This window comes from Paenibacillus pinihumi DSM 23905 = JCM 16419, from assembly GCF_000422505.1.
In the GTDB taxonomy this organism is placed as follows: Bacteria; Bacillota; Bacilli; order Paenibacillales; family Paenibacillaceae; genus Paenibacillus_D; species Paenibacillus_D pinihumi.
This window is the reverse complement of sequence record NZ_KE383870.1, coordinates 88,532-113,383: the sequence shown is the minus strand read 5'-3', so window position 1 is coordinate 113,383 and position 24,852 is coordinate 88,532. Positions and strand designations below refer to the sequence as shown.

The 24,852-nt window shown below is 49.5% G+C and carries 22 protein-coding genes; 6 read left to right on the top strand and 16 right to left on the bottom strand.

Annotation, left to right across the window (positions count from 1 at the left end; genetic code table 11):
- Window positions 1–67: 67 nt before the first annotated feature.
- The 7 genes from H583_RS0130950 to H583_RS0130915 form a co-directional block, all read right to left on the bottom strand.
- Window positions 68–1,006 carry a TRM11 family SAM-dependent methyltransferase gene (locus tag H583_RS0130950; RefSeq protein WP_028563861.1) on the bottom strand — a complete coding sequence of 313 codons (939 nt, stop codon included), beginning with the start codon at window positions 1,004–1,006 and terminating at the stop codon, window positions 68–70.
- Window positions 1,003–4,071 (bottom strand): histidine kinase, encoded by a 3,069-nt coding sequence (locus tag H583_RS0130945; RefSeq protein ID WP_028563860.1) that lies wholly within the window; start codon window positions 4,069–4,071, stop codon window positions 1,003–1,005. The genes H583_RS0130950 and H583_RS0130945 overlap by 4 nt, the downstream gene beginning before the upstream one ends.
- Before the next feature lie 221 nt (window positions 4,072–4,292).
- Window positions 4,293–4,742 carry a hypothetical protein gene (locus tag H583_RS35805; protein ID WP_051237268.1) on the bottom strand — a complete coding sequence of 150 codons (450 nt, stop codon included), beginning with the start codon at window positions 4,740–4,742 and terminating at the stop codon, window positions 4,293–4,295.
- Window positions 4,720–5,529, bottom strand: coding sequence for a DUF5683 domain-containing protein (locus H583_RS34935; RefSeq protein WP_051237266.1), 810 nt, complete (start codon window positions 5,527–5,529; stop codon window positions 4,720–4,722). Before H583_RS34935 ends, H583_RS35805 begins: the two co-directional genes overlap by 23 nt.
- A gap of 203 nt (window positions 5,530–5,732) precedes the next feature.
- Window positions 5,733–6,236, bottom strand: a complete 504-nt coding sequence (locus tag H583_RS0130925) for a ferritin (protein WP_028563859.1) — start codon at window positions 6,234–6,236, stop codon at window positions 5,733–5,735.
- A gap of 107 nt (window positions 6,237–6,343) precedes the next feature.
- A complete protein-coding gene (locus tag H583_RS0130920; RefSeq protein WP_028563858.1) occupies window positions 6,344–6,568 on the bottom strand; it encodes a DUF1450 domain-containing protein in 225 nt (74 codons plus the stop codon).
- A 70-nt stretch (window positions 6,569–6,638) separates the two neighbouring features.
- Window positions 6,639–7,337 (bottom strand): AraC family transcriptional regulator, encoded by a 699-nt coding sequence (locus H583_RS0130915; RefSeq protein WP_036711682.1) that lies wholly within the window; start codon window positions 7,335–7,337, stop codon window positions 6,639–6,641.
- Between the two features lie 204 nt (window positions 7,338–7,541).
- Here H583_RS0130915 and H583_RS0130910 point away from each other — a divergent pair, with 204 nt between their 5' ends.
- Both H583_RS0130910 and pgmB read left to right on the top strand, forming a co-directional pair.
- On the top strand, window positions 7,542–9,824 hold the full coding sequence (locus H583_RS0130910) for a glycoside hydrolase family 65 protein (RefSeq protein WP_028563856.1): 2,283 nt from the start codon (window positions 7,542–7,544) through the stop codon (window positions 9,822–9,824).
- Window positions 9,825–9,888: 64 nt separating this feature from the next.
- A complete protein-coding gene (gene pgmB, locus H583_RS0130905; protein ID WP_028563855.1) occupies window positions 9,889–10,560 on the top strand; it encodes a beta-phosphoglucomutase in 672 nt (223 codons plus the stop codon).
- Between the two features lie 413 nt (window positions 10,561–10,973).
- Here pgmB and H583_RS0130900 read toward each other — a convergent pair whose 3' ends face one another.
- From H583_RS0130900 to H583_RS0130880, 5 genes are all read right to left on the bottom strand, one after another.
- The gene (locus H583_RS0130900) at window positions 10,974–11,804 is read right to left on the bottom strand and encodes a carbohydrate ABC transporter permease (RefSeq protein WP_028563854.1); all 831 of its coding nucleotides are present in this window, start codon (window positions 11,802–11,804) and stop codon (window positions 10,974–10,976) included.
- On the bottom strand, window positions 11,804–12,685 hold the full coding sequence (locus H583_RS0130895) for a carbohydrate ABC transporter permease (RefSeq protein ID WP_028563853.1): 882 nt from the start codon (window positions 12,683–12,685) through the stop codon (window positions 11,804–11,806). Before H583_RS0130895 ends, H583_RS0130900 begins: the two co-directional genes overlap by 1 nt.
- 93 nt (window positions 12,686–12,778) lie before the next feature.
- Complete coding sequence (locus H583_RS0130890) at window positions 12,779–14,071, bottom strand: ABC transporter substrate-binding protein (protein ID WP_028563852.1); 1,293 nt, start codon at window positions 14,069–14,071, stop codon at window positions 12,779–12,781.
- 114 nt (window positions 14,072–14,185) lie between these two features.
- On the bottom strand, window positions 14,186–15,250 hold the full coding sequence (locus tag H583_RS0130885; RefSeq protein ID WP_036711640.1) for a response regulator transcription factor: 1,065 nt from the start codon (window positions 15,248–15,250) through the stop codon (window positions 14,186–14,188).
- Between the two features lies 1 nt (window position 15,251).
- A complete protein-coding gene (locus H583_RS0130880) occupies window positions 15,252–17,024 on the bottom strand; it encodes a sensor histidine kinase (RefSeq protein WP_028563850.1) in 1,773 nt (590 codons plus the stop codon).
- Between the two features lie 191 nt (window positions 17,025–17,215).
- On the opposite strand from H583_RS0130880, the gene H583_RS0130875 reads away from it, so the two are divergent.
- Window positions 17,216–17,959: an MBL fold metallo-hydrolase gene (locus tag H583_RS0130875; protein WP_028563849.1), complete on the top strand. Its 744-nt coding sequence runs from the start codon at window positions 17,216–17,218 to the stop codon at window positions 17,957–17,959.
- A complete protein-coding gene (locus H583_RS0130870; protein ID WP_028563848.1) occupies window positions 17,949–18,533 on the top strand; it encodes a TetR/AcrR family transcriptional regulator in 585 nt (194 codons plus the stop codon). The genes H583_RS0130875 and H583_RS0130870 overlap by 11 nt, the downstream gene beginning before the upstream one ends.
- Here the strand turns inward: H583_RS0130870 and H583_RS0130865 are convergent.
- On the bottom strand, window positions 18,481–18,714 hold the full coding sequence (locus H583_RS0130865) for a YwbE family protein (protein ID WP_028563847.1): 234 nt from the start codon (window positions 18,712–18,714) through the stop codon (window positions 18,481–18,483). The genes H583_RS0130870 and H583_RS0130865 overlap by 53 nt on opposite strands.
- Before the next feature lie 99 nt (window positions 18,715–18,813).
- On the opposite strand from H583_RS0130865, the gene H583_RS0130860 reads away from it, so the two are divergent.
- Window positions 18,814–20,193, top strand: a complete 1,380-nt coding sequence (locus H583_RS0130860) for a Glu/Leu/Phe/Val family dehydrogenase (RefSeq protein ID WP_028563846.1) — start codon at window positions 18,814–18,816, stop codon at window positions 20,191–20,193.
- A 126-nt stretch (window positions 20,194–20,319) separates the two neighbouring features.
- Here the strand turns inward: H583_RS0130860 and H583_RS0130855 are convergent, their stop codons facing one another.
- Together H583_RS0130855 and H583_RS0130845 are read right to left on the bottom strand one after the other, a co-directional pair.
- Window positions 20,320–20,847 (bottom strand): cupin domain-containing protein, encoded by a 528-nt coding sequence (locus H583_RS0130855; protein ID WP_028563845.1) that lies wholly within the window; start codon window positions 20,845–20,847, stop codon window positions 20,320–20,322.
- 350 nt (window positions 20,848–21,197) lie between these two features.
- On the bottom strand, window positions 21,198–22,601 hold the full coding sequence (locus H583_RS0130845; protein WP_028563844.1) for an NAD-dependent malic enzyme: 1,404 nt from the start codon (window positions 22,599–22,601) through the stop codon (window positions 21,198–21,200).
- Between the two features lie 422 nt (window positions 22,602–23,023).
- Between H583_RS0130845 and H583_RS0130840 the strand changes: the two genes are divergently transcribed.
- Window positions 23,024–23,785: a sulfite exporter TauE/SafE family protein gene (locus tag H583_RS0130840; RefSeq protein ID WP_028563843.1), complete on the top strand. Its 762-nt coding sequence runs from the start codon at window positions 23,024–23,026 to the stop codon at window positions 23,783–23,785.
- Here H583_RS0130840 and H583_RS0130835 read toward each other — a convergent pair.
- Window positions 23,782–24,846, bottom strand: a complete 1,065-nt coding sequence (locus H583_RS0130835; protein ID WP_156327020.1) for a metallophosphoesterase — start codon at window positions 24,844–24,846, stop codon at window positions 23,782–23,784. The genes H583_RS0130840 and H583_RS0130835 overlap by 4 nt on opposite strands.
- Window positions 24,847–24,852: the final 6 nt, after the last annotated feature.

The following is a 24,852-nucleotide window of genomic DNA, read 5'->3' as shown; positions in this document are numbered from 1 at the left end:
GCATACATCCTGAATCCGGGTCCTGCATTCTATGAACATTTTTATTGCATCCTCATTGTATTGGCTGCTATTCACATCGGATCATCCGCCGGGTGAAGGCTCCTTTGCTTATGCTGCAGCTGTCCGCTGCGGCCCAGCCTGCTGCTGCAAGCTGCTGCTCCACCGGCTGATCCGCTGCGAAGATGAACAGCGCACGGTCGGCGAGCCCTCTGGCAGCCACAAGCATCTCCAGCAGTTCCTCTGCCGGCATTACAGAGCATAAGTTATATGGAAAATCAATGATGGCCGTATCGTAATGCTTGCTCAAACTCCGCATATCCGCAATTCTTACAACATCAGCATAACCGAAATGGAGCAAATTTTCACGCGCACCTGTGACCGCCAGCGGATTCTTGTCAAATCCCTCCATATCAATACCCATTGACCGGGCTTCCAGCAGTACCGTCCCGATTCCGCAGCAGGGATCAACCGCACGGATGCCTTCTGTCACTGGAACGGCAATATTGACAGCTGCTCTTGCTGAACGGATACTGAGCGCGGTGGAATATTGCCGCGGCTTATTCTGATGCTGCAGCCAGGCGGCATCCGCCTCGTACAGCCGTCCGAGCACCCAGCGGCCGCTGCTCCATGCTGTACCCCATCTTAGAGCGGGCTGCTTCATGTCAGGGATGCCTCGGATGACTGCCCCGATCTGCCGCTCAATTTTGCGCTGCTCCTGATAATCGGGTCCATGCTCTGTCTTCAGGCAAATGACCTTGAATGTCTCATGGAGCGGATCCAGTTGGGAAGCAATTGCCACCAGCTCCTCCAGACTGTCCGCCGTTACCTGAATATCAAGCCGCTGCTTAATGAACGGGCTGCGTCCAGGAGGGATGCAGACGGTGCTCCCGACCGCCAATGCGGGGAGCTCTGGCCCTATGCCTAGCAGGGATCTCAGCTCCATGCCACACAGTCCCCGTTCCGACTCGTGGCAAGCGTAAGTGTATAAATATCCTTGAACCATCATGAAGCAGACTCCTCCCTGCTTGCCGGAAGGGTCAGGGTTACCCGCGTCCCCTCTCCCGGTTTGCTCTCAATGGTCATCGTCGCCGACAGCCGGTTTAGACGTTTCCGGATATTCAGCAGGCCTACATGGCCGGTCATCAGCTCATCCTGCTGGATCACCGCCAAACGATGCTCATCCATGCCAACGCCGTTGTCACTTATGACCGCTACAACCTGCCCGGCCGTTTTACGTATGGCAACGTGTATGCCGCCGCCTTCTGTCGAAGGAGCAATGCCATGCCTCACCGCATTTTCGACAATCGGCTGGAGTGTAAGAGGCGGAATCTGCGCCGAGATCCGTTCATCACAATCCAGCTCGTAGCGAAGCCTGCTGCCATATCGGACACTCTCAATATTCAGATATGCCTGAACCAGTTCAAGCTCCTGTGAGAGCGGAACAAAATGACGCGTATTCGTAAAATCAAAGCTAAACCGCAAGTAAGCGCTCAAATCAAAGATAACCTGGCGTGCTTTGGCCACATCGCTATATGAAAGAGATAAAATAGAATTCATTGCATTATACAAAAAGTGCGGTTTGATTTGCGCTTGTAAAAAAGCCTGCTCCATCTGAATGGAGGTTTCTATGGAATGCTTCATCGATATCATGTTGCGGACACGTCCCCGCAGCTCGGATGCTTCATAAGGGTATACCACGACATCATTGACATCTGCCCGGAAGGCAGCCAGCCTCTCTTGCGGCTCCAACGGCGATACGATCAGCAGGAACGGAAGCACGGCTGAAGAATAGGATTTGCGCATTTCTGCGCACAGCTCGATTCCGCTCATCCCTTCAATTAATTGATCGCATATGACCAGGTCAGGAAGTGTCTGCTCCATTAGATGATTAAGTGCCGCATCGCCTGAAGTGCAATGTATTATTTCGTAGCCTTGTCCGGACAAAATTGCCGTGATGATATCCAGATTGACCAAGTCAGCAGAAGTCACCAGTATCCGGCCAAAAAACGTCTCGCCGTCACCGGCAGCGCTTGGGACAGCAGCCCTGCGCTTGCCTATTGCCTTCCTGTCCCCATATCTTTTTGCCATCAGGCCGGGACCTGTATGGTCGCGGACACTTGCCAGCGTCAGCTCGAATACCAGCTCGTCAGGAGCTGTCTCCTGCTTGACTGCAAGTTGGCCTCCCAACTGCCGCATCCACTGAAACGCCATAATCAAATGCATCGTGCGTGATGCGTACGACTCCTTCTGGTCAATCTCAAGGCCCATCATGAATGCTGCCTGCTCCTTGCCGAGCGCTGCGCCACCAATATGAAGCTGAAGCCGCGCCCGCTTATCCGGCAAAATGACCCCGGATACACGTACCGTCGCTCCCTGTTGGACAGAAGCCATAATCAGCTTTCGGACGACATGACGGAAGCGGCTCTCATCACCGAGCACCACATGAAACGCAAGCGGAATTTCAGGATCAAAATATACACCTGCGCATTCCGGCATTGCACCCAGATGCCGGAATACACTTTGCAGGCTTTCCTTGACCAGTACCGGAGACAGCAAGGCTGTCTTCCTTTCTCGCAGCTCTGTCAAATCAACCAGATCATGTACATGGTCAAGCTGCTGGTTGATCAGCATTCTCGCAGTCTCCAGCTCCCTGTTCTGCCCGGATACAAGCGTGGCGCCGCCTTTTTCCATGGCAATCCCGATCAGCTTGTCCGCCTTATAGAGCGGGTCCTGAAGCTGGAATGCATTCTGACGGATAAAGAGCTGCTTGGCTTCATTGACCTCAATAATTTTCCGCGACAACTCCTCTGTCCGCTTGGATACATTCGCAAACCGTTTGCCGATCAGCAGCAACTGCAAAATCATAAACGTGATGGCATCCCATGGCGGAAAGGCGGCGTTAGGCAGCCAGCCGTTTATATTCATAAAGCTGTTAATAAACAAAATCACCAAATGCAGTGCGGACAGCAGGCAAATAATCGCATTGTCCCGCTTTTGGGTAGCAGCCATAAAAAAGCGGTACACGGCAAACAGGTACCCGATCAGCACCGGGGTGCCCAGCAGCAGCTCAAATTGGCTGATGACATTATATGGCAATACAACAAGCAATACGATAAAGGCCGCACAAATGATTCGTATGAATTTCGCCAGATAAGCACCCAGCCTTGACGGGAACAGCCGGTGTACATACATGATGATTGTATACGCACACAAAATAATGGAGAGGATCTGAACGAATATAAACAGGTTAAACGGCAGCCAGGGAATCCACTGATGCAGCAGTTTCTCGCTGTGGGTCATCCCGTACAGGGCAAGTCCGAGCAAATGCAGCCCCGAGTAAAGCGGATAATTGCGGCTGGGCCACATGAAATAAAAGCAAATAAACATGATGCCCCCAAGCAAGTAGCTGAGCACCCGGAACATGTCAAATCCAACGGTTACATTAGAGCTGTAATCGATTGCATGCGGCGTTCCGATAATAACCGGAGCTACAATGCCGCCGCTGCGCCCGTAAATAATGTTTTCGACCTGGATTACAATACGGACAACCTCTAAATTTCCCAGGGAAACATAAGCGCGGTAAGGATAATTTTCCGATTGGGTTGCACCTTCATCCGACAACTGGCCGTTGCGGCCCACAAGCTCATCATTCACATAGAGCCGATGAGCCATGCGGACTGAGAAGTTTTTCAAGGCGATCATCGGCTGTGGTCCGGCCAGCCTGACCTCCATCGCATATGTACCTGATCCAAACGGCGAGGACAATGTCTTGTCCCAGCCGCTATCCGGAATTGTGAGCCATTCCGCGTCCGGGGCATTCCAGTCAATCTCACCCGGCTTCTTCAGCTCATTCGGATAAAAACGCCATTCCCCGGCAAGCGGGACAATATCCGTATCATTAAGCGGCGAATTTAATTCAAGTACCCCCGCTTTTGCTTGAGAATGCTCATGGTTGAAATAAGGCTGAATCCAGAACCTGGAAGTGTAAAGAGCTGAAATAATACCAATAAACAAAATAATAGCCGGTATTAGCAGCCAGCGCCTGTTCTGCGGCAGCATGTTGATCCTCATGCGTCCTTCGCCCGGCAGATCTGCTTCTGTTTGTCCCCTGCAATTTTTACGGTGGCCTGATATCCGAACAACCTCTTACGGGGCCAATCCATCCCAGACATCCATTGCATCGAAGCCCAGCCCCCTTTCCTATCACTCTCTTGTCTTCTCATCATATTATAGTTGCCAATATCCGACAAGAGCTGACAAATTTGCTGTAAATACTGGCTCTGTGCGGAGCCTCAGCTTTCCATAATCCCCAGCTTCCATGCACCATAGTGATGCATAATCATCTGCACCTGCTCCAGACTCTCTTCCTCGCACCGTACTATAATGACCAGCTCCGGCAGACAGGCGTGCCTGCCCATATGAGCGTTTTTCTTTCTCGCGGAGATCAATCGGGTAATGAAATAACCGGCCATGAAACCGGACGCCGTAGAGATTAATCCCCATAGGATCGGCCCCCAGCTCAATACAAAGCCGATGCTGATCCCGACGACACCGAGCGCTGTCGCAGCCGCGAACCCCACATCGAATGACAGCTCGCGCGACTCTCCGGAAATGAGCTGCCTGTTGCTGTCTGCCTCCATTGGAACAGCCATCATTTTGCTGCGGTCTATGCCATTGCTCTCCAACAGCCTTAATGCCTGCTCCAGCTCTGTTGAATAGTTAAACAATCCCACTACCAGCAATCTCATCACCCCTGTTTTCTTCAAGCGCAAAGATTTCGCTCCCTGCATAACGCTCTTTTAAAAATTGCTTTTGCTCATACTTAAAAAGACTGTTATGCTCAACAGCCATTAAATAGCTATGATAGACAGCCCCCCATAGAACAGACGGCATGAACAAAAGCCAGTGGGCACTGAGTAGCCTGGTAGACTGTACGATGCCTTGCTCAAAAAGGGCATAACACGCCGTGAAAACATGGGAAAACCGGCAATAAAAAAACCACCAGAGCAGCGCATAAATGCCAAGCATTACCCGGTTATTATAAAGCTGCCCAAGACCAGGGAGCATGAAGGACCAGAAGGCTGCCGCCGCGGGGTTGCGCCGTTCCAGAATATTAATTTCTCCGGATGAAAGCAAAAAGCTCTTGATTCGTGTATTTTCCAGAACAGCCAGCTCATTGTGCATATTGAACTCACGTGTTTTTTTGTATGTATCCCAGATAGTATAGAGATAGAAGATTAAATAGCCATATATCCAATGGGGATTCAGCAGCTGCTTCGCCAGCTCTGCTTTGCCGCCGAACGAATGCACCATTGCACCGTTAATGTTGGCCAGACTGTTCAGCACCACCTCAAAAAGTGTAAACAGTGTGCCCCGCCAATACTGGTTCAGCAGAATATGGCCGAAACCCGGAAATGCCGCACTCCACCACAGCATCAGAAGCGGGTTGCGGTACTGCATCTGGGTTATGCCCAGCCAGCTTATAATTGCCTTTTCCCTGCGGGGTAAAGGGGACGAATGACTCTTCATTCCGTATTTCTCCCGTACAATTGTTTGTTAGTATGAACGGATGCAGATTGTTCAGAAATAGGATGCCAATTCCAGTCCTATTTCATGCAACTACAAACATATATGACTTATTTTTACATCATAAAAAAATCATCGTTCCAGCTGCCACAAAAAGAGCCTCTCACCCGCATATTTACGAGTGAGAGGCTCTTGGTTATTGCAGCTTATTCGGCAGGCGGCGTAAAACTGCGTTGTGAAAATTCAGTATCCAGCATAAAGAAGGCATTGCTGTCCTTATCAATACGCTTGAGCTTCTGAATAATGGAATCAAACAGCGCTTCTTCTTCAACCTGCTCATCGATGAACCATTTCAAAAATTGAATGGTCGCATGTTCCCTGTCATTGAGCGCAAGGTCGGATAAGTGATAAATCCGCTTGGTAACTTCAAGCTCATGCTGGTAGCCGTGCTCAAAGACCTCCAGAACAGAGCTGTAGTCGTTAACCGGCGTATCCATGCCATAAAGTGTTGCACGCTTGCCGCGGTTATTCAGAAATTGGTAAATCTTCATCGCGTGGAAGCGTTCCTCTTCCGCCTGAATAATGAAGAAATTCGCAAATCCGTCAAGGCTTTCTCCTGACAAATAGGCAGCCATAGCCAGATAAACATGAGAGGAATAAAACTCATAGTTCATTTGGTCATTAAGCGCCTGATGCAGTTGATCGTTCATTATTATGTCCCTCCCGGTCTGGTTGCAGGTTACAATTTTAATTTACGTTTCTATCATATATTAGTTTGGGTAATTGTTCAATTATAATGCCCTGCTGTATTGGCGCATTAACCAATCAGCTTGCGAAGGCGTTTATAGAGCTTCTTGGCCGACGGCTCGCATACGATCTTCGAATTGCCGATCTGGACAAAGTATTCCCGGGTACACATTTTGCAATTGCCCAGGCAGCTCTTCTTCTTGTGCTTCAGCTCCGGAAATTTGGACTTCATTGCTTTGTACACAGGCTTGGTGCCGAAATTCAGGTTTTTACAGCAGTATTTGATTTTTTTCATTCATTATCACCGCCTGATTTAATGGCTGTCGTCATCTATGATAATCGTTCTCATTATCAAGTGTCAACCATTAACTGCCTGCTGCACCGCTCCTCTGCCTGAACTGCTTTGGAGTCATGCCGGTGATTTTTTTGAATAACTGCGTATAATAGCTTTGGCTGCAAAACTTGAACAGAAAGGCGATTTCCGAAATCGGCTGGTTCGTGTACAGCAAAAAATGCTTCGATTCCTCAACCTTTCTTTCATTAATAAAAGAAGTAAGCGCTGATCCTGTCTCCTGCTTGAAACGGCTGGACAGGTAGCTTGGGTTTACCCCGACATGTGAAGCAATCCCAAGAAGGGTCAGCTCCTGAAAAATATGCTCGCGGATATAGTAAATGGACAAATTGACGATATGCGAATAAGTCAATACTTCCTTCTCCCGCTTCATGACCGCAATGAATTGTACCAGCATTTCATATTCAAACTGCAGCAACCGGTCCATGTCGCCGAACTTTTCAATTTGCAAAATTAACGAGTCACTTAATTGGAAGGCCGTCTCCGGGTCAACGCCACCCTTAATAATGGCCCGGGTAAACAACGTACAGGAGGCGATCAGGGCATTCTTCTTGGAACGCAGCGGATAGGAGGCCAATACAGCCCCTTCCTTTTCATTAATTCTGCGCATCGTATCCATGGCCTTGTTCTCATCCCCCATACGGATGGCTTCAAGCAGCTCTGTTTCGTAGTCGAACGGAGGATGCACGAAGCCTTCACGCAGGGAGTGCATGCGGGAGGATAAAAAATACGGCTGTCCGGCCGGCTTCGCCCCGGGCTTTGTATGACGGGAAGATTTGCTCATCATCATATTCCCTCACCTAAAAATTTTGATAATTTTCTAAATATATTAGTATAATCTTAGCCTTTTCCACGTTAAAATTCAAACCATAAACCTATGCAACTTCAACCAATTTACTGGGAGGATTACACAACTATGACCTGGTCAATTTCGAATCATGATTGGACGCCTGACGTTCTGTTAAATATGGAAAGCATCTTCGCCCAGGGCAACGGCTATCTGGGTGTTCGCGGTAATTTTGAAGAGGGCTATGCAGAAGGGATGTCCAGCATTCGCGGGACATATTTGAACGCCTATCATGACGTCATTGACGTCCCTTACGGAGAGAAGCTCTATGCTTTCCCTGGCACCCAGCAGAAGCTGGTCAATATTATGGATGCCCAGACGATCCACATTTATCTGGAGGGCGAGGAGGCGCCTGTATCCCTGCATGCCGGCAAGGTTCTGGCTTACGAGCGCCATTTACATATGGACAAAGGGTATTCCGAGCGCATGCTGCACTGGCAATCCCCCGCAGGCAAGGAGATCAAGCTGACCTTCCGCAGAGTGGTCTCGTTTGTGAAGCGTGAATTATTCGCTATTGACGTGCGTATTGAGCCGGTGAACTTCACAGGAAAAGTGAAAATTGTCTCCACAATCAACGGAAATGTAGTGAATTATACGAACCCGAATGATCCGCGTGTAGCTGCCGGACACGCCAAAAGGCTGACCGTTGCCGATTGCGGTGTTCAAGAGGAATACGGTTATGTCGTTGACGAGACCATGACTTCCAGGCTGCAAGCGGCATGTGTTACGCGCCATCAGTTGGATGCAGATGCGCAGGCATCACTTCAGGCAGAATCGGGAGTTATCACGTACACCGCTGTCTTTGATCTGAAAGAGACTGTACATTTCACAAAATGGAATGTATTTACCGATACGCTCCGCCACGGAGCAGAGCTGAAAAACCAGGCTATCGTGCTTCACGAAGCACTGCTTGGTCAATCCTTTACTGATGTGCTTAACGCGCAGGAGCAATATTTGAATCATTACTGGAAACGTGCAGATATTGCAATCGGCAATGATGACAAGCTCCAGGAAGGAATCCGGTTTAACCTGTTCCATCTGCTGCAATCCGCAGGACGTGACGAGCATAGCAATATTTCCGCCAAAGGTCTGACAGGAGAAGGCTATGAAGGCCATTACTTCTGGGATACGGAAATCTATATGTTCCCGGTATTCCTGATGACACAGCCGGAAATTGCCCGCCAGCTTCTGATTTACCGCTACTCGATTCTGGATCATGCAAGAGGCAGAGCGATTGAAATGGGCCATCGCCGTGGCGCACTGTTCCCTTGGCGTACGATCTCGGGTACGGAATGCTCCTCCTTCTTCCCGTCGGGTACAGCACAGTATCATATTAGCGCTGATATTGCCTACAGCTACATTCAGTATTATCTGGCGGAGCAGGATAATGAATTCCTGCTTGAATATGGAGCGGAGATGCTGATTGAAACCGCGCGTCTGTGGATGGAGATCGGCCACTATCATGACGGCGCGTTTCATCTGGACGAAGTAACCGGTCCTGACGAATATACATGCCTGGTGAACAACAACTATTATACGAATGTCATGGCCAAGCATAATCTGAAATGGGCTGCGAAAAGCTGTGAAATTCTGAAGAGCCATGATGCATCAGCTTTGGGGGCATTGTACAGCCGCCTTGGCGTATCCCCTCAGGAAATTGAGGACTGGAAAAATGCTGCTGACACGATGCTGCTGCCATATGACGAGAAGCTCGGCATCAATCCGCAGGACGACACCTTCCTCCGCAAAGCTGTCTGGGATTTTGAGAACACGCCGGAGGAAAAATATCCGCTGCTGCTGCACTACCATCCGCTGACGCTGTACCGTTATCAGGTGTGCAAGCAGGCTGATACGGTTCTCGCCCATTTCCTGCTGGAAGATGAACAAAGCATGGAGACGATCCGGCGTTCTTACGATTATTATGAAGACATTACGACGCATGACTCTTCCCTGTCTTCCTGTATTTTCAGCATTATGGCGTCGAAAATCGGCTATAGCGACAAAGCCTACAACTATTTCAACGAAACCGCACGCCTTGACCTGGACAATACACATGGCAATACGAAGGATGGCTTGCATCTGGCCAATATGGGCGGAACCTGGATGGCAATTGTATATGGCTTTGCCGGCATGCGCCTAAAGGAGAATGGCCTGTCACTCGCGCCTTCGATCCCGGCTACATGGGAGCAGTACGCTTTCCGCCTTACCTTCCGCGGACGTTTGATTGCGGTTCATATTGAGAAGGGCGGGGTATCACTGGAGCTGCTGGAGGGCAAAAGTCTGGAGATTGCGCTGTATGACAAGCCAGTCCAACTCGAGCCTGGCCAGACGGTCAAACATCCGGTCAGCTAAGCAGGCACAGCAAGCAGTAAATAGACAAGCCACTTATTCAATCCGGCTCAAAGGAGATTATTATATGTCGACATCGAATTCCTTGCAGGCTGTCATTTTCGATCTGGACGGCGTCATTACAGATACTGCGGAGTACCATTATCAAGCATGGAAAGCACTGGCTGATGAACTGGGCATTTCCTTCTCCCGTGAATTCAATGAGAATCTTAAAGGCGTCTCGCGTATTGATTCCCTGAAGCTGCTGCTTGGGCAGGCTGCATCTCCCCTCTCCCTGACGGAGGAGGAGATGGTCCGGCTTGCGGACCGCAAGAACGGGCTGTACCAGAAGCTGATCGAGCAAATCACCCCGGCGGATCTGCTGCCGGGCATTCCGGAATTTATTGCGGATATCAGACAGCGTGGAATCAAGGTCGGATTGGCATCGGCCAGCAAAAACGCCCAGTTCGTTGTGAACCGGCTGGAGGCGGAAGATTATTTTGACGTTATAGTGGATGTAACCAAGCTCAAACGCAATAAGCCGGACCCGGAAATTTTCGTGACCGCTGCGGCACTGCTTGGTGCTGACCCGGGCAAATGTATCGGTGTAGAGGACGCGGCTTCCGGCGTGGATGCCATCAAGGGTGCGAAAATGTTCGCTGTGGCAGTTGGCCGGGAAGCTCTCTTCCCGCACGCTGACATTGTGCTGCCGGATACATCCCGGCTCCGTCTGGATGACCTTCTCAGGCACTTTGATTAATTGCCTTTATCTTTTATGGATCAAAATTGAAATCAGTGGTTGACACGAAACGTTGGAGCATCGCTGCGAGAAAGAGGGGACTTCCAATCGCTGTTGTTCCCGGATTTCCTGTATTCCTCCCAGTACGTGGTTGAAATCCGTGAACAAAGGCGACCGCTATGCTTCTCCAGCCTCCCTCTTTCTCTCCGCTCAAGCTACTTGTAGTGGTCAACCGCTGATTCTTAAATTAAGCCTGTTGAATTCTCAATTCTCAAACAAGCTTCCGGCCTGAAATGGCTGGAAGCTTGTTTGACGTCTTTTGCCTATTGAATAACAAAGCCTTCCCTCTCCTGCATGATCAATGTGCATAGGATGCAAAAAAGCAGGAATGCTGATGCATCCCTGCCCGTGTTTGTTCCTAAGTATAGAGCCCCTTAACCTTTAACAGCACCCTCAGTAATACCTTCCATAATAAAGCGTTGGAAGAACGCGTAGATGATGACAACCGGAATCGCCGTCAAGACGAGCGAAGCGAGAATAAGCGACCATTCTTTGTTATACATGCCGAACAGCATGTTTGTAGACAGAATGAGCGTATAATTCTTGACGTCAGTCAGCATCAGAAGCGGAAGCAGGAAGTCGTTCCAGATCCACAGGAAATCGAGAATTCCGACTGTTACCGTAATTGGCAGCAATAGCGGGAAAATGATTTTGAAGAAGGTCTGGAATTCGCCGCAGCCGTCCATATGGGCGGACTCTTCCAGCTCTCTTGGAATTCCTTTAACGAATCCATGATACAGGAACACCGCCATATTGATACCCAATCCAATATAGATAAGCCCCAGTCCGTACGTGCTGCCTTGCATATGCAAATTTTTAGCGACACGGGAAAGTGAAATCATGATCGAGTGGAATGGTACGAGCATGGAAGCAACAAACAGAGTGAAAATAAAGTTGCTCAGTCTCCCCGATGTTCTGGACAGCTTGTACCCGGCCATGGAGGCAAACAGCAAAATTCCCCCGATACCAATTACTGACACAATCAGTGAGTTCTTAATGCTATCAAGCAGCCGGATTTTCTGAAATGCCTGCTGGTAATTTTCAAAATGAAGTTGCGTCGGCAGCGACAAAATATTGCTGAACATTTCTCCCTGTGTTTTGAACGAGTTGATAACCGCCATGTAAATCGGGAAGAGAGCCAGCAATGCTCCGAGAATCAGAATGACCAGGATGATTGTAGAGGACAATCTGCGTGAAGTCGACATTATGCCTCCACCTCATTTCTTTTCGTAATTCTAATTTGGATAAGCGTGATGATCAACACAATGACGAACAAGATAACCGATTTTGCGCTTGCATAACCATAACGGAAGTTATTGGAGAATGCTTCCTCGTAAATATTCATCGTAATAACCTGCGTGGCGCGACCAGGGCCGCCGCCTGTCAAACCGAATACAACTTCAAATACTTTGAATGCGCCATTGAGCGTCAAGAAGAAACAGATCGTAATTGCATGTGTAATCATAGGCAGCGTAATATGACGGAATTGTTGGAAAGGATTCGCGCCATCAATAACTGCCGCTTCCTTCAAGCTTTGAGGGACACCCTGCAAACCCGCCAAATAAATAATCATCATGTAGCCGACACCGTTCCAGAGCGATACGATAACGATCGAGAAGAACGAGAATCTCGGATCACCAATCCATGACTGATCCAGGAACGTCATCATTGTTTTTTCAGCCAATTGCGGCAGTACAGTTGTGAACACGAACGTCCACATGAATGCACTGATGATTACGCTGATCATGTTCGGCATGAAAAAGACGGTCCGGAAAAAGCCTTTGAATCGTGTGCGGCTTTCAATAAATACCGCAAGCAGCAATGCCAGCGCATTTTGCAGAACGACCATGACCACGACATACTTCAGTGTGAACCATAAGGAATTCAGAAAATCCGGGTCTTCCTTAATGGCCTCAATGAAGTTGGCAAAGCCGACAAAGTTATAGTTGCGGTTCAAACCGTTCCAGTCCGTAATGCTGTAGAACATTCCGCCGATAGTCGGTATCAGCATGAATACCGTATACAGCAGAAGTGCCGGTGCTACAAAATAAAACAGGTAAAGCGTCTTGCGGGTATTCTTCAGCATGATGGTATCACCTCAATTTTTGTGGAAATATCAGCGGGGAAGAAGGTCATTCCGTGATGGAATCAACCCTCTTCCTTCCTCTGATTCAGGCTCTTATTGTTTGTTTACTTTGTTGTAGTCTTTCCAGGCCTTATCAAGCGCTTTGAGCACATCATCCTGAGACATTTGTTTCGAGAAGTAACTTTGCAGACCTTTACCAACTTCATCCTTAACTGCTTGAGGGATAGAAGGATCGCGGTATGCTTTGTTTTCCTTCACATATACTTGTGCATCCTTAACCCAAGGGTATGTCTCATAAGTATGGGACTTGATTACCGGGTCAAACTTCAAGCTTTCGAACAATGCGCTGGAATCTTTGTCATCCAGCATGTAGTTCAGGAAGTCCAGTGCAACTTCTTTGTTCTTGCTAGTCGGAGATACAACCAGGGAAGTAGAAGCACCCAGATTGATCAGCGTATGGTCGGGATTGTCATCGATAGGCAGTGGAGCAATACCGAAGTCAATGTCCGGATTAGCTTTCAGAATCGTCTCTGCATACCATGGACCTTGTACCCACATCGCTGCTTTGCCGTTAGCGAATGCTGCAGCTCCGTCGTCTCCGCCAGCTTCAAGCGCTTTAGGCGTTCCATTTGCATTGACCAGGTCAATAATGTCGAACATCGATTTCATTTCTGTGAAAGAACCTTCATTCTTGTTCATACGCTCAATGAAATCTTTGTTGCCTGCGCTGATTTGAGCACCAACATTCAATGGCAGGAACAATTGTGGAATCCATGCCTCTTTGTAAGCCAGCTCAAATGGCGCAATGTTGTTCTTCTGCAAAGTTTCTACAACCTGCTTCATTTCGCTCAGCGTTGTAGGAACTTTCAGGTTCAAATCATTAAAAATCTTTTTGTTGTACAGATATCCCCACGATTGCGTTTCCAAAGGCAAAGCAACAATCTTGTTGTCAATTGTTACTGCCGGTTTCACACTGTCAAGCAGTCTGTCAACGAATGGCTGATTCGACAGGTCCTCGAGATAGCCTGCTCTGTAGAATGACGGAATTTCGTTAATCGCGTGAATGGAGTAGATGTCCGGCGCATCATTAGATGCCAGTCTCGTCTTCAGAATTTGCGAAGCGTTATCGGAGCTAGGCATTTCAAGCTGAACCTTCACATCGATATTTTTCTCCGCTTTTTGTTTTGCAACGAATTGGTCAATGTATTTGTCGAACTGGTCTTTAAAACGAGGCAATCCGATAAACATTTTCAGAGTAACGGTCTTGCCCGAGGCAGAACCTTCACCAGTAGTTCCTGTATTCGTATTTCCGTTATTTGCTCCACATCCAGCCAGCAGCAATACGGCCATTAGTGCGCTGACTCCAACTTTCCATGTCTTCTTCATGTTGTCATTACCCCCTTAACATAAGTCTGAACTTGAGTACGCTTTCATTATACAAACAAAATGAAAGCGGTTAATTAGACATTGTTAGCCTTTTCATTTGTATTTTTTTAAACCTTACACTTCTCCCCTTCTCATTTCACCCGGTGCAAGTCCGAATTGTTTCTTGAATACACGATAAAAATACCCCAATTCCTCATACCCGCACAGCTCGGCAACCGACTTGATCGCTAGGTGGTCATGAAGCAGCAGATGACGCGCGCGATCCATTCTGAGTTTGGTCATATAATCAGTCAAATTCATTCCGAATTCCTGCTTAAATACTTTGCTCAAATATTCTTTGCTCACAAAAAATGATTTGGCCAGCGTCTCTACTTTCAAATTCTCGGTATAATGCTGATCAACAAAATGTTTGATTTCCTCCAGGTTGAGCCGGTTCTTGTTCTTGCGCTGCAAGACCAGATGTTCCAGGGCAGACAAATACTGTTCAGTCAGATGCCTGATCAGTTCAGATGCCGAGACCACACCCTTATATACAGATGTTTCGAGCTCCCCGGTATCCTCCTGGGAATTACCCTCCATCAACTCCTCCAGCAGAAGAGTGAGCTCCTGTCCGATCCGGGGCAAGGCAGGCTTGTCTACGTCCAGCTCTGCCAGCTGTTCCTCCAACTCCCGCAAACTGTCCTGTACCCCGGCAGCGTTCAAATCATTGTAATGAGCTGACAAAGCAGGCTTGGCCGCCTGCAATGCCTGAAGGAGCTCAAGCCTCAAGCCTGTACCTGCAGCCGGATGATTCTGAAGGGTCTCAGCCGCCCTGTCCCTGCATTGCAGCAGCACCTGACTCAACTCCTGCGGATCTACTGGCTTGAGCAAATATTCATCCGCTTTGCACCGAATGGCCTGCCTGGTGTACATATAATCATCGTAGCCGCTAATTACGATAATGCGGATTTCCGGATGATGGTCATTCAAATACTTTAGCAGTCCGATGCCGTCCACCCCGGGCATGTTCATATCCATAATAACGATATGGACATTGCCGGACTCGATCAGACGAATCGCTTCCTCCCCATCCTCAGCTTCTCCTGCAAGATGTATCTCATTCTGCTCCCAATTGCCAAAGGTTTTAATAATTTCGCGGTTCCACTGTTCGTCATCGACAATAATCGCATTGATATTCATTTCAATCACCAGTCCTTACAACAGGAATAAATATCGTCACCCGTGTTCCCCCTTCGGGGATGCTATTCATAGAAATGCCGTACTCTTCACCAAAATGCAGCCGTATTCTGGCGGCAACATTATACAGCCCGATTGATTTGCCGCTGTTCCATAGCGGGTCTAACTGATCTGCAAGACGCTGGCGGACCTCCTCCAAGCGTGCAGCAGAGATACCCACACCGTTATCCTCAACATGAATCATAATCCCGTCCTCGAACGGCACCAGTCTCACCTTTAAGCACCAGGGTCCTTTTTTCCGGTCAAAACCATGCATAAACGCATTCTCAATTAATGGCTGCAGGGACAGCTTGGGAATCAGGCAGCTCTCCCACTCCGGCACAATATCCGTTTCAAAAGTCAGTTTCCCGGTAAAACGCTGACGCTGGATATTCATATAGTTGTTCAAATGCTTCAATTCCATCCCGATTGTCGCCATTTCGCCGGGCTCGCGAATGACATACCGGAACATATCGCTCAATGACTGAATAATGCTGTAAATATCGCTCGGCTTTTTGGAAAAGGACATGCTGCCAATGAGCTGCAGCGTATTTTGCAGAAAATGCGGATTTATCTGGGCCTGCAACGCCTTCAACTGGGCGGTCTGCTTCTCCAGATTAATCGTATATTCGTTGCGGATATGCTCGCGAATTCTGCCGGACATCGCATGAAAACGCATCTCCAGCAGTCCGATTTCATCCTGGCGGTTCGGGTAGTGCGCATCCTCCACCTTAAGCAGATTCAGTCCGCTCATCGAACGGGCCAGTCGGATAATCGGCCTCGATACGGTATACGCAAGCAGCGCCGCAAGGAGTGCAGCTGCCAGCGCTGAGATTAAGCCGACAATCATTCCGTATTTTTGGGTCATCGCCGTGCTTTGATTTATATAGCTGACGGGCAGCACCTTGATCAAGCTTAACCCCCACGGCTCCAGGTGACTGTAAAAGATGTAATAATCGGGCGTATGCACAAATCCCGAACCATGAGCCGCCAGCTTGGCATCACCCGCGGTTGGAACTGGCCCTTCATTAAGCTGATACATCAGTTTCCCTGCCGAGTCCACAATGTAGACGCTGGCTCCCGGCTCCGAATTGAGCAGATCGAGCGCCCCGTCCATCATTTTCCACTTCACCTCAAGCCGGACGCTGCCGATCTTCTCTTTGTTTTCAAACCGGTTCATACTGCGGACAAAGTTGAAATTCGGCGTCTCCTCCGGGCTGTCCCGAATGATAAAATCGGATTGCTGCATGACCAAATCTCGCCATACGGGAGGCTCAGTGACAGGAGATTGAATATCATTACGCATATCGTTGATGGTGAAGAGCTTGTTCTTATCCTTCACATATAGTTCAATCTCCATCAAATTGTTATTGCCAGAATAGTACACCGACGTAATCGTATTAATAATGTTGCGTTGGATGGTAAACTGTCCGGGCACATCGGTTCCTTCATCCCTGGACGTATATTCGCTGAGCGTAGGGCTGATAAGAATGGTGTAAATCAGATTGTTGAGCTGAACAAATTTCTCATCAATAGCTTCCCCTGACCAGCCAATTCGGGACAAGTTGGATTGTATAACCTCCTGTTCAAGTGAACGGCGGGTATTGCCCGTCGCCACCCAGGTCACAACGATAATCGGAATGACAGCTATGCAGATCATAATGACGATAAGCTTGCTGCGGATCGTTCTCTTGAACGGATCGGACAGCAGCCGCCAAATAAGAGCCGGCCATTTCAAGCCTGTTCCTCCCTCCTGCTGGATGATTCTTAATGTTAAGGTCTATATAATTTTAACCGTGTATACCAATCTACACAAAATGACATGAAGAGACAAATTAATTTTTTATATTAGCGCATCTGGACTTTACAGAAGACAATCGATATAATAAAACTAACATCATTAGTTTTTGAAGAAAGGTGGTTTTTACAATGAAAATGATCAAGCATCAATTTCTTTATCAACTGTCTTTTTTGCCCCGGATTTTTCCTGTCAACTGCTATTTCGTAGAGGAGCAGGACTCCCTGACCCTTATTGATTGCGCGCTGCCTTACAGCGCCAAAGCCATTATGCAGGCCGCGGAGACGATTGGCAAGCCAATTGGGACCATCGTGCTGACCCATGCCCATGAAGATCATGTCGGATCGCTTGATGCGCTAAAGCAGGCGCTCCCGCAGGTGCCGGTCTATCTGTCTGCCAGAGACTCACGTCTGCTCGAAGGCGATTTGTCGCTCGATACGAATGAGCCACAGACGCCAATTCGCGGCAGCGTGGCGACCAAGCTGAGCACACGGCCGGATGTCCGCTTGCAGGATGGTGACCGCATCGGATCACTTCTGGCTATAGCCGCACCTGGACATACGCCAGGCTCCATGGCGTTTCTGGATACCCGCACTCAAGCGCTCGTGGCAGGAGATGCCCTGCAAATTCGGGGCGGAGTAGCGGTAGCAGGCCAACTTGCCCCATGGTTTCCGTTTCCTGCAATGGCAACCTGGAACGCAGAGAAGGCGCTATATAGTGCAAGGAAGCTTGCCGCGCTTGGCCCTTCTCTGCTCGCAGTGGGCCATGGCAGCTTCCTGACCAACCCTGGTCCAGTCATGAATAAGGCAATCCGGAAAGCAGAAATTCAGCTTGCCAAGCATCACCCGGAAGGGGGCGGCAACCATGTCACCTAGAATCGGACTTGATCTGCCTACCCTGGTGAGAGCAACCGCACAGCTTGCCGACGAGAAGGGCCTGCGCGAGGTCACACTGGCTACGGTGGCCAAATATTTGAACATTCGCTCCCCTTCTCTTTACAATCATGTCGACGGTCTGCCCGGCCTGCGCAACGAACTGGCCATATACGGGCTGGAACAGCTTTACTCACAGCTTGAGGCGGCCGTCACGATCAGCGCTGATTCAGCCAAAGAGCCGATCCTCGCTATGGCGGAAGCCTATGTGCACTTCGCGCGTACGCGTCCTGGGCTGTATGAAGCGACATTGCAAGCACCTGATTCGCAGAATGAACGGCTGATCCGCTGGAGCAATGACACGATTACTCTCGTCGCCAGGCTGCTTGCTCCCTATGAGCTGGATGAGTTGAACCTGATTCATGCCGTACGCGGGCTGCGCAGCCTTATGCACGGCTTCGTCGCAATTGAACATGCTGGCGGCTTCGGACTTCCGGTTAATCTCAATGAGTCGTTCGCAAGCGTTATTGAAGTGTATCTGGCGGGACTGCCCCGTTTGAAGCAGCAGAATGAATGACCTTAACCCGGCCTACCTGCCCCGATTGCAACCTGACCTTGATCCCATGAGGATGCGTGGAGGAATTCGTCAGAATATCCTTCACCACTCCCCGGGTCAGCTTGCCGCTCCGCTGGTCCTGCTTTAATACAATATCTACGGTTAATCCCGGCTTGACAGCCTCGCGTTTTGTTCCGTTCATGATGTTCTCCTTTGGGTGTGATTTGGGTTACGCATCCCCTTATGATAGAATGAATAGGAAGTATTTTCAAATGTAAGGACAAGAGGAGGTAATACGACCATGGCCAGTCAGACTGGAGCAATCGTACAACAATCGCTGCAAAAATTATTGAGCAATCCATCCTTCCTGCATAATTTGCAAGGTGTCCAAAGAACCCAGGCCTTTACTTCACTTGGAGCTATTCTGTCCACCCCGAACAAAATTCACAAATCATTTCTCCGCATTGCCCTTGATAAAGGCGATGTGGTGCGTATACCTGCGTACCGCATTCAGCATAATGATACGCTTGGCCCGTACAAAGGCGGTATCCGGTTTCATGAGACGGTCAATGAGGATGAGGTTACAAATTTGGCGGCGCTCATGACGCTGAAGAATGCGCTGCATGAGGTTCCTTTCGGTGGCGGCAAGGGCGGCGTAGCGATTAATCCCCGCGAATATTCGGTCAGGGAGTTATATCTGATCTGCAAAAAATATGTGCAATACTTCACCGACGCGCTAGGTCCGGACAAGGATATTCCTGCGCCGGACGTCGGTACCGGCGAGCGTGAAATGGACTGGATGATGGCCGAGTATAAAAGCATCCATCCGGGCCAGCCTTACCTTGGCAGCTTCACAGGAAAAAGCGTTTTGAATGGCGGGTCATTAGGCCGCCGAGAAGCAACAGGCAAAGGGGTATATTTTACATTAAATTATCTGCTCTCCGGATTTCTGAAAGAGAACAGCGCGGAGCTTGCCGACAGCAGCAACGGATTTGCCAAAACAGCGCTTGAGCATTCCGGCAAGAGCCTCCGGCTCGCTGTTCAGGGCTTCGGTAATGTCGGATCAGTCGCAGCTCTTGAAGCTTACAACTGCAAGGACTTAAACAACAAAGTCGTAGCTGTCAGCGACCGGAACAAGACGCTGTATCATCCCGACGGGCTGGATATTCCGGCTCTCATTCAATATGTTGCGAATAATCGTGGCGATTTGCCCGTCTCCAGGGACGAGCTTGCAACAGCAGGCATCCAGGCTGAGATTTTGGACCGGGAATCCATTCTCTACCTGGACCTGGATGTGCTCATTCTTGCCGCATTGGAGGATCAGATCCGCAAGGATAATGTGAACCAGATCAAAGCGCGCATTATCGTCGAAGGTGCCAATGCCCCGATTACTGGAGAAGCAGACCAGATTTTGAGCGAAGATTCCGTCATTATCATTCCGGATATTCTGGCGAATGCGGGCGGTGTTATCGTCTCTTATTTTGAATGGCTTCAAGGGCGTGAGACCCAATTCTATACGGAGGAAGAAATCTCCCGCCGCCTGTATTCCAAAATGAAATCGACCATGGGCGCCATTCTTCCTCTCTACTTTCAGGAGAAGATCACCCTCCGTCAGCAATGCTATACCCACGCAGTCAGCAAACTGGCTACCAGCCTGTATTTACAAGGCAAGCTGTATTGATTCCGACAATCCGTTCTCTGCCGGATAAAGAATGAATGACAGTGTTTTCATTTAAAGCGAAGGGCGTCCACACAACATCGTGTGACGCCCTTCTTGTAAATAGATGTCTAACATTCATGGAAGAAATCAGCTTCCGGATTCATCCATACCTCCAAGTATATAGTAGAGCAGCTCTTGAAAAGCAAGTGAGCTGCGGAAACGCTCAAGGCCGCTGCCGCCGTTCCAATAGCTGTAGACTGCCTCGCACAGCTCTGCAATATTTACCGCCGGAGGTACTGCAATACGCCCCTTGTCGGTATGTAATTCGCCCTCCATGACCATCTGCATCCGCTTCCTGCTGCGATCCGTCTCGCTGAAAATATCAAAGCGGAACATGTACAGCTCCAGATGATCTGTACCCGTTGTCTCCAGACCAAAGGTCTGGCCCGGCTTGCAGACAAATACTGAATCCGGGCTCAAACTCCGTTCTTCGCCTTCTATTGTTATTCGTCCCTCACCGCTCTTGACTGCCAGCATGACATGGGAAATGGTCAGTCTTGGCTGTGTCCGGAAAATATGTCCGTGCCTGATCTGCTCCGCATCACGCAGCTTGAACAGCATGCCTTCCAATTCGGAAACAGACCGGTCCCGGGTTTTCAGTTCATAGGGAATCATGGCCTACACACCTCTCACTCAGAGAATAGTTGATCGTTAACGCTATAGAGAATCACGACAGGATATAATTGATAATAATTATCATTATTAATTGGATTATATCAAAAACCTGTCCCTTTTGAAAGTCCTTCTGCCAAAACACCGGCTTGAAGGGCGACATTTGCTGGCTTCTTGCCGAAAGCAGCGCTAAATTACAGTGATCAGGCAAAGAAAAACAGCCCTCAAGCGGCTGATTAGCCGTTTGAAGACTGCGTGGTTATTCTCTTACGCTGACTCTGCTTGAAATGCTTTGAATGCCGGGAGCTTTCGCTATTGGCCTGAGGCTTCCTTACGCTATTCCGTTGTCTATACTACCGGAATTCCGGCGGCGTCCGCCGGGCCTCCCCGGTCGCGATTGCTGCTTCAATTACGGCCTTTCTGACCCGGCTGACAACCTGCTCATTGAACAGGCTCGGAATAATATAATGCTCGTTCCGCTCACTGTCCGAAACAACCGCCGCAATGGCCCTCGCAGCAGCCAGCTTCATTGCCTCATTAATCGTACGCGCGCGGCAATCCAGCGCCCCCCGGAAGATCCCCGGGAATACAAGCACGTTATTGATCTGGTTCGGGTAATCACTGCGTCCGGTAGCAAAGACACGGACAAGCGGCAGCGCCTCCTCAGGCTTGATTTCCGGTTCAGGATTTGCCATGGCAAACACAATCCGGTTCTCGGCCATCAGGGCTACCTCAGCTCCGCTCAAAATACCGCCTCGTGACACTCCGATAAATACATCCGCTCCCTGAATGACTTCCCTCAGCTTGCCTGGCCGAGTCTCGACCTGCGGCTGGTCAGCCAGCCACTGCCACATCGGGTAGGGGTAGCTTCCGCCGCGAACAATTGCTCCTTCGCGGTCAACAGGGACAAGACGGGTAACTCCGGCAGCAAGCAGCATTTTGCAGATCGATACACCGGCTGCCCCGATTCCGTTCACGACCACGCGTATTTGCTCCACCTGCTTCCCGACAACCTTGAGCGCATTAATCAGTCCCGCGATAACAACAACCGCAGTCCCATGCTGATCATCGTGGAACACAGGAATATCCAGCTCAGCCGAGAGCCGCTGCTCAATCTCAAAGCAGCGCGGTGAGCTGATATCCTCCAGGTTAATGCCGCCGAAGATCGGGCTGATTGCCTTCACGGTCCGGATAATTTCTTCGGTATCCTTCGTATCCAGACAAATCGGAAAGGCGTCAACATCTGCAAGCTGCTTGAAGAGCATAGCCTTCCCCTCCATAACAGGCGCAGCGGCAGCAGGCCCGATATCACCAAGACCAAGCACGGCTGTGCCATCCGTCACAACGGCAACCGTATTGCGCTTGACCGTGAGCGAATAGGCCTTCTCCGGGCTTTCATGAATCGCTGTACAGACACGGGCGACTCCTGGTGTGTACACCCGTGACAAATCATCGCGATTTTTCACGGGCAGCTTCGGATGAATCGAAATTTTCCCGCCAAGATGAGCCAGAAAAGTACGGTCCGACACATTCACAATCTGCACGCCCGGTAGCTGGCGAAGCGAATCTACAACCTGATCTTCAACCTGATCTGATACATGGACAGTAATATCGCGGACAGAAGTATCCTGTCCTGGACGAATGACGTCAATGGAGGTAATATCCCCTCCTGCATTACTGATGGCCGATGCCACATTGCCGAAATGAACATGCCGGTGATCCAGTTCAAGACGTAAAATAATGCTGTTGAATGCCATCATGATCCCCCGCTTCGTGAAAATAGTGGTCTTGCCTGCCGGCTTGTCCCCTCACGCCGGAAATTTGCTATATCCGTTGACGAGTGAATTTCGTCCAGGTCCGCCGCCATATGTAAGGTTCTTCCGACCGCTCTTGTTCCCCGATTTACTTGACCAAACGACAGCTATGGAAGAAGCTTCGACCGTTCAACCATACAGATTGATTTTTTCCTGTTTCTCTACAATATGCCAAACGATTCTATGGTTATGAGTCGGCAAGCTTATTCTTGGAAAAAAGGACTCATTTTACAACGGATTATATCCATCTTGTCCTTATCTGGAGCATCTGCTGCATCTGATGCAGCAGATGCAGGTTCCGATAATGATTTCAGAAGACAAGCATATAGTGATAGTAATGTCTGTTCAAGCGGGAGGAATTCAAAATGGATTTACATTATGTCATTATCGGATGCTTTGTCGGACTTATGGTTGGCCTGACAGGTGTAGGCGGTGCTTCCCTGCTGACGCCGCTGCTCATTACGACAGGCATTCAACCCACAATGGCAGTGGCCACCGATTTATTTTACAATTCCATCACCAAGCTGTTTGGCAGCATTCAGCATATCCGGCAAAAAACTGTAAACATGCTGCTTGTCTCATACTTCGCCGCCGGCAGTGTGCCGTCTGCTGTTCTGACGATTATTGCGCTGAAATTTTATCCGCCGCTCCATGCCTATCAGGATTTGATTATTACGCACGCCTTGGGCATTGTGCTCATCTTCATTGCGCTGCTGCAAATTGCGAAGCTGTGGATGACCGACGGGACGCCGAGCCGGATACAGAACAAGCCGCTGCATGAGAAAAAGTGGATGACCATCAGCATCGGCGCCGCACTCGGTTTTGTCGTTGCCCTCACTTCGATCGGCTCTGGTTCCCTGTTCGCCCTGGCGATGATGATGTTCTACAGACTCCGGGCCTCCGAGCTGATCGGGACAGATATCGTACATGCCTTTCTGCTCGTCACCGCAGCAGGACTGATGCATGCGGGCATGGGCCATGTTGATTTTGTACTCACCATTAATCTGCTGATCGGCTCGATTCCAGGCGTATTGCTGGGCAGCATCATGACGACCCGGCTTCCCGCCAAGCCGCTGCAAACAGTTATGGCCGGCGTCATATTAGTGAGCGGGATCAAACTGCTCTAACCATTGGCGGTACCAGACTGTGCGATTGGCCATGGCAGCGTAAATTCATCTTTGTACGGTTCGTTTTTATAAAAGTTAAATTCACCGGTATAGGGCGAAAATGTTCGGACGTGCAAAAGCCCCCGGGTCTCATCGAACAACAAAAGACGCATATATCCGCTGCCCCCTTTGGGCCCTTTCTGATAATCGGCAAGCATTTGATAGACGCTTCTGTCTCTGATTCCGTCATGATTATCATCCACTTCATCCACAACCAGCGCAGCATTATGCTCATGGCCGCACAACACCGCCATTACATTGGGATTGGGGATGACGATTCGGCTGAATACGGCTTCTCCAACTGGAGAGCGCTCCCCTGTCACACCGAGATAATCATGCAGGCACAAGATCGCCTTATAGTCCCGATGCTCCTTAAGCACCTTATCCATCCAGCCCAGCTCGTTTCCGCCAATCCCCCAGCCCATGTAAACGAATATCAGCTTCTGCTCTCCTGCTTCAACCAAATCATAATGTCCCCGATTATTTTTGTAGCTCTCCCCGTAGAAGGGCAGCTTGCCGAACCGCTGTTCCCCAAAGTAACGGCCAAACCTTTTATAGGAAGGCTTCTTGGTGTTGACGTCATGATTTCCTGCCAAAATTCCATACGGGACCGCAGCACGCTCCAATACGCTCATACTGCTGCTTGCGATTTTCCACTGCCTTCTTTCCTTGTCCCGGTTAACAACATCCCCGGTATGTATCACATAGCGAAGCTTCAGCTCATTCTGATTATCCGCTATCCAGTTCACCATCCGGCTGTAAATATCCGGGTATCGCTCCGAATAATACTGGGTGTCGGACATCCACACCATCCCATAATCATACGGGGGCAGCTCAGACTTGATATTTTGCAGCTTGCCGGACTGTGCATCCTTCTGCATATCGGAAGCGGCGGAGGCCGATGGCGGATTAGCGGATGTATCCCCTCCATGCATCATGGCATACAGCGTAATCAGACCAACACCGGCTAGCAACAAGGCCAACATACGACGGGACCGCAAGCGGGAGATTATTTTGCTCATCGTAAT